9 protein-coding genes are annotated in these 11,910 nt (G+C 60.7%); 4 read left to right on the top strand and 5 right to left on the bottom strand.

The features are described 5' to 3' along the window. Positions 1 to 44 precede the first annotated feature (44 nt). On the bottom strand, positions 45 to 1,079 hold the full coding sequence (locus tag BLU63_RS21680; protein ID WP_083376180.1) for a Fic family protein: 1,035 nt from the start codon (positions 1,077 to 1,079) through the stop codon (positions 45 to 47). Between the two features lie 68 nt (positions 1,080 to 1,147). Further along, a complete protein-coding gene (locus BLU63_RS21675) occupies positions 1,148 to 2,914 on the bottom strand; it encodes an ABC transporter transmembrane domain-containing protein (protein WP_083376179.1) in 1,767 nt (588 codons plus the stop codon). A 256-nt stretch (positions 2,915 to 3,170) separates the two neighbouring features. Between BLU63_RS21675 and BLU63_RS21670 the strand changes: the two genes are divergently transcribed. After that, the gene (locus BLU63_RS21670; protein WP_010456379.1) at positions 3,171 to 3,350 is read left to right on the top strand and encodes a PA1571 family protein; all 180 of its coding nucleotides are present in this window, start codon (positions 3,171 to 3,173) and stop codon (positions 3,348 to 3,350) included. 184 nt (positions 3,351 to 3,534) lie between these two features. On the opposite strand, the gene pdxB is transcribed toward BLU63_RS21670, so the two are convergent. Beyond that, complete coding sequence (pdxB, locus tag BLU63_RS21665) at positions 3,535 to 4,677, bottom strand: 4-phosphoerythronate dehydrogenase PdxB (protein WP_083376178.1); 1,143 nt, start codon at positions 4,675 to 4,677, stop codon at positions 3,535 to 3,537. A 333-nt stretch (positions 4,678 to 5,010) separates the two neighbouring features. Between pdxB and BLU63_RS21660 the strand changes: the two genes are divergently transcribed. Beyond that, the gene (locus tag BLU63_RS21660) at positions 5,011 to 6,420 is read left to right on the top strand and encodes an MATE family efflux transporter (protein ID WP_083376177.1); all 1,410 of its coding nucleotides are present in this window, start codon (positions 5,011 to 5,013) and stop codon (positions 6,418 to 6,420) included. Here the strand turns inward: BLU63_RS21660 and tusA are convergent. Continuing rightward, a complete protein-coding gene (gene tusA / locus BLU63_RS21655) occupies positions 6,417 to 6,668 on the bottom strand; it encodes a sulfurtransferase TusA (protein WP_007907805.1) in 252 nt (83 codons plus the stop codon). The two genes, BLU63_RS21660 and tusA, sit on opposite strands and share 4 nt — an antisense overlap. Before the next feature lie 166 nt (positions 6,669 to 6,834). After that, on the bottom strand, positions 6,835 to 7,908 hold the full coding sequence (gene rlmM, locus BLU63_RS21650) for a 23S rRNA (cytidine(2498)-2'-O)-methyltransferase RlmM (protein WP_010456393.1): 1,074 nt from the start codon (positions 7,906 to 7,908) through the stop codon (positions 6,835 to 6,837). Between the two features lie 222 nt (positions 7,909 to 8,130). Between rlmM and acnA the strand changes: the two genes are divergently transcribed. Continuing rightward, on the top strand, positions 8,131 to 10,872 hold the full coding sequence (acnA, locus tag BLU63_RS21645) for an aconitate hydratase AcnA (protein ID WP_077748217.1): 2,742 nt from the start codon (positions 8,131 to 8,133) through the stop codon (positions 10,870 to 10,872). A 244-nt stretch (positions 10,873 to 11,116) separates the two neighbouring features. Next, positions 11,117 to 11,908 carry a CPBP family intramembrane glutamic endopeptidase gene (locus BLU63_RS21640; RefSeq protein WP_010456396.1) on the top strand — a complete coding sequence of 264 codons (792 nt, stop codon included), beginning with the start codon at positions 11,117 to 11,119 and terminating at the stop codon, positions 11,906 to 11,908. The last annotated feature ends 2 nt before the right edge of the window (positions 11,909 to 11,910 follow it).

The raw sequence follows: 11,910 nt of genomic DNA, 5'->3' as shown, positions 1-11,910 counted from the left end.
CGCATCGATTGATGCGGGCATTTTTTTTGGCGTATCCAGAAGGTCTATGCAGACTTGAATCGTGCGGCAGTCTGTTTGCCATGCCGGGTCAGACGATATTTTTGAGCCGGACTGCTTGGTGTCTCGGGGCTGGTCATTTCAATCAAATCGGCAGCCAATGCGGGCCTGAGGTAGTTAGCCCGAAAGGTCGCCTTGTGAGCCAAACCGACCTCAGCCATCAAGTCGCTGATTTTAAGCGGACCATTAACCTGGAGTGCTGAAAGCAATCTCCCTACTGGGTCGGTTACTGGGTCGGTTACTGGGTCGATTATTGATTCGGTATTGCCTGCCTCCTCAAGCGCAATACTCAACGCTTGCAGCATGAACTCGACAAAAGGCGTCGACTCAGCCAACTGGTCCGCAGCCGACAACGCCGCGTAATAAGCGTCTTGCTGCTCTCGAATCACCGCTTCGACTGGCAGATAAGCCAACACCGGCCGCCACTGACTGAGTATCAAGGTTTGCCAGAGTCGCCCCATCCGCCCATTTCCGTCGGCGAAAGGATGAATAAACTCGAACTCGTAGTGGAAGACGCAGCTGACGATCAATGGGTGCCAATCCGATTGACTGAGCCACGCCAGCAAATCGTCCATCAAATGCCCAACACGACTCGGCGGCGGTGCCATGTGGACTAATTTTTCACCACGATAAATACCGACACCGGCTTGGCGAAACCGCCCACAGTCGTCAATCAATCCGCCCATCAGCAACTCATGCGCCCGCAGCAGGTCGGCCCGGTTGCTCGACCGCCACTCAGGCATGGCTTCATACGCCGCAAAAGCGTTACGCACTTCCTGGATTTCTCGCGGCAGGCCAAGTACTCGTCGCCCAGCCAGGACTGCGGTCACCTGCTCGATGCTGAGCGTGTTGTTCTCGATCGCCAAGGAAGCCTGAATCGTGCGAATTCGATTACTACGACGCAGTTGAGGCGTCTGCAGGCGTTCGTCCACAGCCGTCAGCTGACCGATTTGTTCGCTGATCCCGGCGATCAACGCCAGCATTCTGGTGGTCAGGGTCAACGGTGGTTGATAACGGCTCATATCCTCATCCAGGCTCGCAACTGAGGCCGACATAATGCCCGAACCTCGCAGTGTTCAGCAGCTCTCATTCATGCCGCGTCGTGCCCGTCACTGAATTGCAACGCCGCCAACCGCGCATACAGCGCATTGCTCGCAATCAATTCCTGATGCGTCCCTATTGCCACCAGTTTCCCATGATCCATCACCGCGATCCGGTCGGCATTTTTTACCGTGGCCAAGCGGTGAGCGATGACCAGGGTGGTGCGGTTTTTCATCAGGCTCGGCAGGGCTTGCTGGATCAGGTGTTCGCTTTGGGCGTCGAGGGCGCTGGTGGCTTCGTCCAGCAACAGGATCGGCGCGTCCACCAGCAGCGCCCGTGCGATGGCCAGGCGTTGGCGCTGGCCGCCGGACAACCCGAGGCCACCGTCGCCAAGGTGGGTCTGATAGCCGTTAGGCATCTGCTCGATAAAGTCGTGGGCGTAGGCGATTTTCGCCGCTTCCTGAACCTGGGCCAGGGTCGCCGACGGGTTGCCGTAGCGGATGTTCTCTTCGATGCTGCCGAAGAACAGGGCCGGGTTTTGCGAGACCAGGGCGAAGCAGCGACGCAGGTCGAGCGGATCGAGTTGGGTCAGTGGCACGCCATCCAGCAGGATCTGCCCCGAGGCAGGATCGTAAAAACGCAGCAGCAGGTCATACACGGTGGATTTCCCGGCACCGGACGGGCCGACCAGGGCGAGGGTTTCGCCTGCATTGATGGTCAGATTCAAGCCATCGACGGCGTAACTTTCTGGACGTGAAGGGTAGGAAAAGCGCACGTCTTGCAGCGCCAGATTGCCCTTCACCCGATCAGGCAAGGTCACCAGCCCTGTGGTGGGCGGCTGGATGATGTTCTCGGAGCGCAGCAATTCGGCAATCCGCTCGGCCGCACCCGCCGCTCGCTGCAATTCGCCGATCACCTCACTCAAGGTGCCAAAGGCGCTGCCGACGATCAGGCTGTAGAAGACGAAGGCTGCCAGTTCGCCCGCCGAGATCCGTCCGGCGATCACGTCCATACCGCCGACCCACAGCATCACGCCCACCGCGCCCAGCACGAGCACGATCACCAGTGTAATCAGCCAGGCGCGCTGGAAAATGCGTTTGCGCGCCGTGTCGAACGCCTCCTCCACGGTCACGGCGAAGCGTTGCTCGTCCTGGACCTGATGGTTGTAGGCCTGCACGGTTTTGATCTGGCCGAGGGTTTCGGAGACGTAGCTGCCGATGTCGGCAATCCGGTCCTGACTCAGGCGCGACAGGCTGCGTACCCGACGGCCGAAAACAAGGATCGGCGCGATCACCAGCGGCAACGCCACGACCACGATGCTGGTGAGTTTGGGGTTGGTGATAAACAGCAAGACGATCCCGCCGATGACCATCAGCAAATTGCGCAAGAACAGCGACAACGAAGAGCCGATCACTGATTGCAGCAACGTGGTGTCGGCGGTCAGCCGTGACTGGATCTCGGAGCTGCGATTGTCTTCATAGAAACCCGGATGCAGATAAACCAGGTGGTTGAATACTTGCTTGCGGATGTCCGCAACCACACGTTCGCCGATCCACGACACCAGATAGAAGCGCGCAAAGGTGCCGATCGCCAGCCCGACCACCAGCACCATGAACAAGCCGATGGTCTGGTTGAGCAAATGCGCCGATTGGGTCATGAACCCTTGATCCACCAGCAAGCGAATGCCCTGCCCCATCGACAAGGTGATGCCGGCGGTGATGATCAGCGCGAGCAATGCGCCAAGGGCCGGCCAGCGATAAGGTGCAAGAAAGCGGCTGGTCAGGCGAATCGCGCGGCGGTGACGGGCAGAGAGCATCGGGTTATCCAGTACGCAAATGATGGGACCAGCTATACCGCTTAAATGGGGTGGAACTCTGTAAATCACAATGAGTCAGGTTAATTATGACCACAAAGACTAGCCGCTAGACGCTATTGGTCTAATGTCCGGGTGGCAACACTGCGGTATTTCTGGTGGACTGATGTTGCCGCCTTGGAGAGATCGCAGGGAGTTGTCACAGCCTGGTCACCTGGCGGTTTTAAAGTAGGCACACAACCTGATGAGGAGACAGGCCATGTCCTTGCAAAACAGCAGCGAAGACAAGATTCAAGTGATCCGCACACAACCAGACCAGTCTCTGGGTTGCTCAATTATTGATAAGGATGGGCGCGAAGTACCGATCACTGAAGACATGATCCAGCAAGCCTGCAGCGAACTGGAAAAGCGATTGGTCAAGCCTGCCGAACAAGAGTGATATAGCCACCGTCTTCTTGACCCGGCCCTGATGGCCGGGTTTTTTGTGGGTGCTTATCCGGGAAATGCGGGGCAGCCATTCGCGGGCAAGCCTCGCTCCTACAGATTTTGCGTCGTCAACCTACTTAGCGAACACCCAAATCCTGTAGTAGCGAGGCTTGCCCGCGAAAGGGTCAACCCGGTCTCTAGACCGCCGTTGCGCCCAGTGCCGCCACTATCTTCAGCAACTCAGGCGAATCCCCCTCAATCCGCACCTGCAACCCGTCAATCTCCCTGCGCGCAGGATAGTTCTTGCGCAACGCATCAAACGCCGCACGCTGCTCGCTCACATTGCCTACAAGGCTGCGACGGAAATCCGCATCGTCACGACGCGGGTCGTACACGCCGCGGCACAGCATCGCCAGCGCCCAGGCCGGATCGCTCTTCGCGTGAAGGGTCACGTGCGACAACCACGGCGCCGGCAGCAGATCGCTCAAGCTGACCTGGGCCGGTTGCCCGATGAATTCGCAATACGCCTGATAGATCTGCGCCGTCCCCCGTTGTTTGCCATCCAGGCTATAACCGGCAATGTGCGGCGTCGCCAGCACGCAGAGTTCGGCCAGCGCCACATCGACTTCAGGTTCGCCTTCCCACACGTCGAGCACCGCTTGCAGGTCTTCGCGCTGCAACAACACCTGGCGCAGGGCGGCGTTGTCCACCACCGGGCCACGGCTGGCGTTGATCAGCCAGGTACCAGGCTTGAGTTGGTTCAGGCGATGTTTATCGAACAGATGCCAGGTCGACTGTGAGCCGTGTTTCTTCAAAGGGGTGTGCAGACTGATGACATCGCACTGCTCGATGATCTGCTCGAGGCTGACGTAATCGCCACCTTCGGCCGCTTGCCGTGGCGGATCACACACCCGCACGTTCCAGCCCAGCCCCTTCAAGACCTTGACCAGGCGACCGCCCACTTCGCCGGCACCCACGATGCCGTAAGTGCGCTGAGTCAGGTCGACGCCTTCGATTTCGGCCAGGGTCAGCAAACTGCCGAGCACATAATCGACCACGCCCCGGGCATTGCAGCCGGGCGCGCTCGACCAGGTGATGCCGGCCTGCTGAAAATAATCCAGATCCAGGTGATCCGTGCCGATGGTGCAAGTGCCGACAAAGCGCACCTTGCTGCCTTCGAGCAACGCGCGATTGACGTTGGTCACCGAGCGCACCAGCAGCACATCGGCCTGCTCGACGGTGGCGCGGTCGATGGAACGTCCCGGCACCCGGCGAATTTCGCCGAAACTTTCGAAGAAGGCATCGAGCAGCGGGATATTTTCGTCGGCAACAATCAACATGGCAGGCTCCTTTGGCGGGTTGGCAGTGTAGGCGGAGATGACTGTAGTGGGCCAGCGGGCATTAAGGTCACTCCATACCCTGTGGCGAGGGAGCTTGCTCCCGCTGGGTCGCGCAGCGACCCCAACCCTAGCGATCCGGTTTTGACAGGCTTATCACTTGCGAGGCTATGGGACTGCTGCGCAGTCCAGCGGGAGCAAGCTCCCTCGCCACACAGTGTTCAGCATTAACCCGGATCGGTGATTACAAATAGCTAACACAGGATTTTTCCTGACCACTGCGTCAGGGCGTAGAATGCGCCGCCTTGCGCATCAACATCTCTGGACGTTTCGCCCTTGAATTCCGTGACTGACCGCCCCGCCGCTACTTCCCTCACCCGCCCGGCCAGGGTTCGCCTGGAGCTGAAAAACCTGCTTGGCCTGGCGCTGCCGATCATGATCGCGCAACTGGCGACCACCGCCATGGGCTTCGTCGATGCGGTGATGGCGGGACGGGTCGGCCCGCGCGACTTGGCGGCCGTGGCGCTCGGCAACTCAATCTGGGTTCCAGTGTTTCTGTTGATGACCGGCACCTTACTGGCCACTACTCCGAAAGTCGCCCAGCGCTTCGGTGCCGGCACCCACAGCGAAATCGGCCCGATTGTACGTCAGGCACTGTGGCTGGCCTTGGTGGTGGGTTTGATGGCGACCGGCATGCTGTTCAGCGCCGAACCGATCCTGCACATGATGAATGTCGATCCCGAGCTGATCGGCCCGTGCATGCAGTATCTGCACGGCATCGCCAGCGGTCTGCCCGCCGTCGCCTTCTATCATGTGTTGCGTTGTTTCAGTGACGGCCTGGGACGCACACGTCCAGCGATGGTGCTGGGCCTCTGCGGATTGGCGTTGAACATTCCGCTGAACTACATCTTCATCTATGGCCACTTCGGCGTGCCGGCCATGGGCGGGGTCGGGTGCGGCTGGGCCACTGCGATCGTGATGTGGGTGATGGCGCTGGGCATGGCCGGTTGGGAGCGTTGGGCACCGGCGTACCAGTCGAGTCAGTTGTTCAGCCGTTTCGACTGGCCGCAATGGTCGGTGATCAAACGCCTGCTCGGTATCGGCCTGCCGATCGGCATCGCAGTGTTCGCCGAGTCGAGCATCTTCGCCGTAATCGCCCTGCTGATCGGCAGCCTCGGCGCCACCGTGGTGGCCGGACATCAGATCGCCCTGAACTTCAGCTCGCTGGTGTTCATGATCCCTTACTCCCTCGGCATGGCCGTCACGGTGCGGGTCGGCCAGGCGCTCGGCCGCCAGGAGCCGCGCGAAGCACGCTTCGCTGCCGGGGTCGGCATGGGCACCGCGCTGGCGTATGCCTGTGTTTCAGCGAGCATGATGCTGTTGCTGCGCGAGCACATCGCAACGATTTATACCGCCGACCCGACGGTCATACGCGTGGCAGCGATGCTGATTGTGTATTCGGCGCTGTTCCAGTTCTCCGACGCGATCCAGGTCACGGCGGCCGGCGCACTGCGCGGTTACCAGGACACTCGGGTGACGATGATCCTGACCCTGTTCGCCTATTGGGGCATCGGTTTGCCGGTGGGCTACGCCTTGGGCCTGACCGACTGGTTCGGCACGCCGAGCGGCCCGAGCGGGCTGTGGCAGGGTTTGATCGTGGGCTTGAGTTGCGCGGCGCTGATGCTGTCGATCCGCCTGACGCGCAGTGCACGCAAGCGAATCCGCATCAGTCATTCGGCGGGTTAAGCGAGTTTCTTGCGGATCCAGTAGAGGTAGGTGCCTGCCTCTTCGTGCTGCGCGACCAGTTCGTGGTCGAGGAATACGCAGAACTTGGGAATATCGCGACGGGTCGAGGGATCGGTCGCGATTACCTTGAGCAGGCCACCGGGCACCAGGTCACGGATGTGCTGGTGCAGCATCATCACCGGTTCCGGGCAGTTGAGGCCGGTGGCGTCGAGGGTGCCGTCTACCGGCGTATCAATCATTTCACTCATGATTCACTCCTGAAGCTGGCCGGCATTGTCGCGCATTGCCGGGGTTCGGTCATCTGTGTCGTACACCGCCCCCCCTATAGGAGCGAGGCTTGCCCGCGAAGAGGCCCTTGAGGACGCCAAAAGCTTCGCGGGCAAGCCTCGCTCCTACAAGGGGGTGCGGTGTGTATCAGCGGGATTTCGGTTTCTTCACGTCGATCCGGCGCAAGTGGCACGTCACTTCTTCACGGTCGTGATACAGCTGCTTGCAGCCGATCTCGACCCGAATGCCGCGCTCCTTGAAGCCCTCGGCAATGCGTTCCAGCAAGCGTTTCACTTCGGCGTAACGCTGTTTCATCGGCAACTTCAGGTTGACCACCGCTTCGCGGCAATGTCCCTCGCCAATCCATTCTTCCAGCATCGCGGCGTTGCGCGCCGGTTTCTCGACGATGTCGCAGACCATCCAGTCCACCGGTTGCTTGGGCTTGAAGGTGAAACCGTCGGCCATCAGGTGCTGCACTAAACCAGTGTCCATCAAGCTTTCGGCCATCGGACCGTTGTCAATCGCCGTCACCAGCATGCCGCGGTTGACCAGTTGCCAGGTCCAGCCGCCGGGGGCGGCACCGAGGTCGACGCCGGTCATGTCGCTGTGCAGGCGCTCATCCCACTGATCGCGGGGGATAAAGTGGTGCCACGCCTCTTCCAGCTTCAACGTCGAACGGCTCGGCGCCTCACGAGGAAACTTCAGGCGCGGAATGCCCATCGGCCACATCGCCGAGTTGTTGGACTCGGCCAGCCCCATAAACACTTCGCGGCCGCTTTTGAAGGTCAGCAGCAGGCGCGGCTTGTGCGCATCCTCGACCAACTTGCCGGCCGCCATCAGCGCCTTGCGCAGGTGCCCTTCGAATTTCTTGCAGAAGTTCGACAGCTCCTTGCCATCGTTGGTATCGACCATTTCCAGCCACAGGCTGCCGCACAGTGGGAAGTCCGCCATGTGCGCGAGGATCACGCTGATGCGGTCGGTTTCCGGCAGGTCGATGAAAATTCCGCGCGCCCATTGGCGGGGGAAGATCAGCTCGGCGAAACGCTGGCCACGCATCAGGCGCTCGGCGCCGTCTTCTTCGGTGCAGATGAATTCAGCGCAGGCGCTGGCGGTCTTGGCTTTGGCATAACCGGCCACGTTCAGCCGCGCGGCGTGTTCGGAAATCTCGGAACAGACTTCGCCTTCGAAGCCCGGCCGGCAATGCATAAAGAGGGTGTTCATTCTTACTCCTGGGCAGTTGGCGAAGAATTCAGCCACTGCGCGATGCCCAGGCTTGCGTTGAAGCAAAGCCTGTCACGAAAACCGGCGCATGATAGCCGAGTTCGGAACCTTGGACTTGGCCATAGAGTCCAGTTATTAGCTTTAACATTCAAACAGGGCTAGGTTGAAAGCTCTGTCCGTCCCCTCAGTCCGTAGCCGTGCGGACTCAAAGGAGTGATCGCAATGCCGTCCCTCGATAGCCTGAACACCCTTAAAACCCTGCAAGTCGACGACAAGACCTATCACTATTTCAGCTTGCCCGATGCCGCCAAAAGTCTGGGCGACCTGGACAAGCTGCCGATGTCGTTGAAAGTGCTGCTGGAAAACCTGCTGCGCTGGGAAGATGAAAAAACCGTCACCGGCGCCGACCTCCGGGCGATTGCCGCCTGGCTCAAGGAGCGTCGCTCCGACCGAGAAATTCAATACCGCCCCGCACGAGTATTGATGCAGGACTTTACCGGCGTGCCTGCCGTGGTCGACCTGGCCGCCATGCGCGCCGCCATGGCCAAGGCCGGTGGCGACCCGCAGCGGATCAATCCGCTCTCCCCTGTGGATCTGGTGATCGACCACTCGGTGATGGTCGACAAATTCGGCAGTTCCAGCGCCTTCGAACAGAACGTCGACATCGAAATGCAGCGCAACGGTGAACGTTACGCGTTCCTGCGCTGGGGCCAGAGCGCCTTCGACAACTTCAGCGTGGTGCCACCGGGCACGGGCATTTGCCACCAGGTCAACCTGGAATACCTCGGTCGCACGGTCTGGACCAAAGACGAGGATGGCCGCACCTACGCCTTCCCCGACACCCTGGTCGGCACCGACTCCCACACCACCATGATCAACGGTCTCGGCGTACTCGGCTGGGGCGTCGGCGGGATCGAAGCGGAAGCGGCGATGCTCGGCCAGCCGGTATCGATGCTGATTCCGGAAGTGATCGGCTTCAAACTCACCGGCAAGCTCAAGGAAGGCATCACCGCCACCGACCTGGTGCTGACCGTCACGCAGATGCTGCGCAAGAAAGGCGTCGTCGGCAAGTTCGTCGAATTCTATGGCGACGGCCTTGCCGACCTGCCGCTGGCCGACCGCGCGACCATCGCCAACATGGCCCCGGAATACGGCGCCACCTGCGGCTTCTTCCCGGTCGACGACATCACGCTGGAGTATCTGCGGCTCTCGGGTCGCCCACTGGCCACCGTGAAACTGGTCGAGGCCTACAGCAAAGCTCAGGGCCTGTGGCGACTGCCGGGCCAGGAACCGGTGTTCACCGACACCCTGGCACTGGACATGGCCAGCGTCGAAGCCAGCCTGGCCGGGCCGAAACGCCCACAGGACAGGGTTTCGCTGCCAAATGTCGCGCAAGCGTTCAGTGACTTCATCGACCTGCAATTCAAACCCACCAGCAAGGAAGTCGGTCGCCTCGAAAGTGAAGGCGGCGGTGGCGTCGCGGTGGGCAATGCCGATCTGGCGGGCGAAGCCGACTACGAATACGACGGCCAGACCTATCGGTTGAAAAACGGCGCGGTGGTGATCGCCGCGATCACCTCTTGCACCAACACCTCCAACCCGAGCGTGATGATGGCCGCTGGTCTGGTGGCGAAAAAAGCCGTGGAAAAAGGCCTCAAGCGCAAACCGTGGGTCAAGAGTTCGTTGGCCCCTGGCTCGAAAGTGGTCACCGACTACTACAAGGCTGCCGGCCTGACCCCGTATCTGGATGAGCTGGGTTTTGACTTGGTCGGCTATGGCTGCACCACTTGCATCGGCAACTCCGGCCCCTTGCCGGAGCCGATTGAAAAAGCCATCCAGGCCGCCGACCTGACCGTCGCCTCGGTGCTGTCGGGCAACCGCAACTTCGAAGGCCGCGTGCATCCGCTGGTGAAAACCAACTGGCTGGCCTCCCCGCCGCTGGTCGTCGCCTATGCGTTGGCCGGCACGGTGCGGACCGACATCAGCAGCGAACCGCTGGGTAACGACAAGGATGGCAATCCGGTGTACCTGCGGGACATCTGGCCGAGCACCCAAGAGATTGCCGACGCCGTGAGTCAGGTCAACACCGCCATGTTCCACAAGGAATACGCCGAGGTGTTTGCCGGCGACGAGCAATGGCAAGCGATTGAAGTGCCGCAGGCGGCGACGTATGTCTGGCAGGACGATTCGACTTACATCCAGCATCCACCGTTCTTCGATGACATCGGCGGTCCACCGCCGGTGGTCAAGGACGTTTCCGGCGCCAGGGTCCTTGCGCTGCTGGGCGACTCGGTGACCACCGACCACATCTCCCCCGCCGGCAACATCAAGGCGGACAGTCCGGCCGGTCAATACCTGCGCGATAAAGGCGTGGAGCCGCGGGACTTCAACTCCTATGGTTCCCGTCGCGGCAATCACGAAGTGATGATGCGCGGCACTTTCGCCAACATCCGCATTCGCAACGAAATGCTCAGCGGTGAAGAAGGCGGCAACACGATCTACATCCCCACAGGGGAAAGGATGCCGATCTACGACGCGGCCATGCGCTATCAAGCGTCGGGCACGCCGCTGGTGGTGATCGCAGGGCAAGAATACGGCACCGGTTCGAGCCGCGACTGGGCGGCCAAGGGCACTAATCTGCTGGGCGTGAAAGCGGTCATCGCCGAAAGCTTCGAGCGGATTCACCGTTCCAACCTGGTGGGCATGGGCGTGCTGCCGTTGCAGTTCAAGCTGGATCAGAACCGCAAGAGCCTGAACCTGACCGGCAAGGAGACGCTGGATATCCTTGGGTTGACCGGCGTCGAGTTGACGCCGCGGATGAACCTGACACTCATCATCACCCGCGAGAACGGCAGCCGCGAGAAAGTCGAGGTGCTGTGCCGGATCGATACGCTCAATGAAGTGGAATACTTCAAGTCAGGGGGGATTTTGCATTACGTGTTGCGGCAGTTGATTGCGTCGTAACCGCCTGCCGACACAGACACCGCCTTCGGGCGGTGTTTTTGTTTGGGCCTGTTTATAATCGCGCCCCGCAAACAGTGCACACTTTGTGGCGAGGGCGCTTGCTCCCGCTCGACTGCGAAGCAGTCGTAAAACAGCCGATGCGATCTGATTGAAGTATCGGGTCACCGGGTTTGGGGCTGCTTCGCACCCCAGCGGGAGCAAGCTCCCTCGCCACAAAAGCTCTTCAGCCTCAAAGGACTAATTTATGCTCGCCCTGCCATGGACATACCTGGCCCTTCTCTCCCTCGGCTACACCCTCGCCCTGACCTACGGCCACCTCGGCTGGCTGGCCGGCATCTCCGTCGCATTGCTGCTCGTCGCTGGTTTCGCGGTCCGTCAGCAAAAAATCCCCATCGCTCGCTTCCTCGGTCACGGCGTGTTCATCATCCTCGCCGTGGCCCTGGCGATGCATTGGCTGCCCGGTTTCTACAACGGTCGTGGCATCGACCCGCATCGCATCACCGACGATGCCGCGCCGTTTACCATGTACCTGAATCAGGACAAGCCCCTGATCGGCTTTTGGCTGTTACTGGTGTGTCCGTGGATTGTCGGCCGGCGCTCTTTGCGCCTTTCGGTTTATGCCACCGCACTCGCCCTGCCCCTGAGCGCCATCCTGGCCTTGGGTGGCGCACTCTTGCTGGGGATGATCAGTTGGGCGCCGAAGTGGCCGGACCAAGCCGGGCTGTGGGTGCTGAACAATCTGCTGCTGGTGACGCTGGTCGAGGAAGCGCTGTTTCGCGGTTACGTCCAGGGTGGGCTGAGCCGGCACTTCAAACACCTGCCCTACGGTGAAAACCTGGCATTGCTGCTCGCCTCGCTGTTGTTCGGCGTGGCGCATGCGGGCGCGGGTTGGCAATGGGTGCTGCTGGCGGGTCTGGCAGGTGTCGGCTATGGTCTGGCCTACCGTTTCGGCGGATTGGGGGCGGCCATCGCCACCCATTTCGGCTTGAACCTGCTGCATTTCGCACTGTTCACGTACCCGATGCTCGCCGGCTGATG

It is taken from the genome of Pseudomonas mandelii, assembly GCF_900106065.1.
In the GTDB taxonomy this organism is placed as follows: Bacteria; Pseudomonadota; Gammaproteobacteria; order Pseudomonadales; family Pseudomonadaceae; genus Aquipseudomonas; species Aquipseudomonas mandelii.
This window is presented reverse-complemented; position numbering and strand designations above follow the sequence as displayed.

Coding starts and splice junctions, on each gene's coding strand:
- pdxB (WP_083376178.1), bottom strand. CDS start 4,677: ATGTTGATTGTTGCCGACGAAAATATCCCGCTGCTCGATGCCTTCTTC.
- BLU63_RS21640 (WP_010456396.1), top strand. CDS start 11,117: ATGCTCGCCCTGCCATGGACATACCTGGCCCTTCTCTCCCTCGGCTAC.
- BLU63_RS21680 (WP_083376180.1), bottom strand. CDS start 1,079: ATGAGCCGTTATCAACCACCGTTGACCCTGACCACCAGAATGCTGGCG.
- tusA (WP_007907805.1), bottom strand. CDS start 6,668: ATGAGTGAAATGATTGATACGCCGGTAGACGGCACCCTCGACGCCACC.
- rlmM (WP_010456393.1), bottom strand. CDS start 7,908: ATGAACACCCTCTTTATGCATTGCCGGCCGGGCTTCGAAGGCGAAGTC.
- acnA (WP_077748217.1), top strand. CDS start 8,131: ATGCCGTCCCTCGATAGCCTGAACACCCTTAAAACCCTGCAAGTCGAC.
- BLU63_RS21670 (WP_010456379.1), top strand. CDS start 3,171: ATGTCCTTGCAAAACAGCAGCGAAGACAAGATTCAAGTGATCCGCACA.
- BLU63_RS21675 (WP_083376179.1), bottom strand. CDS start 2,914: ATGCTCTCTGCCCGTCACCGCCGCGCGATTCGCCTGACCAGCCGCTTT.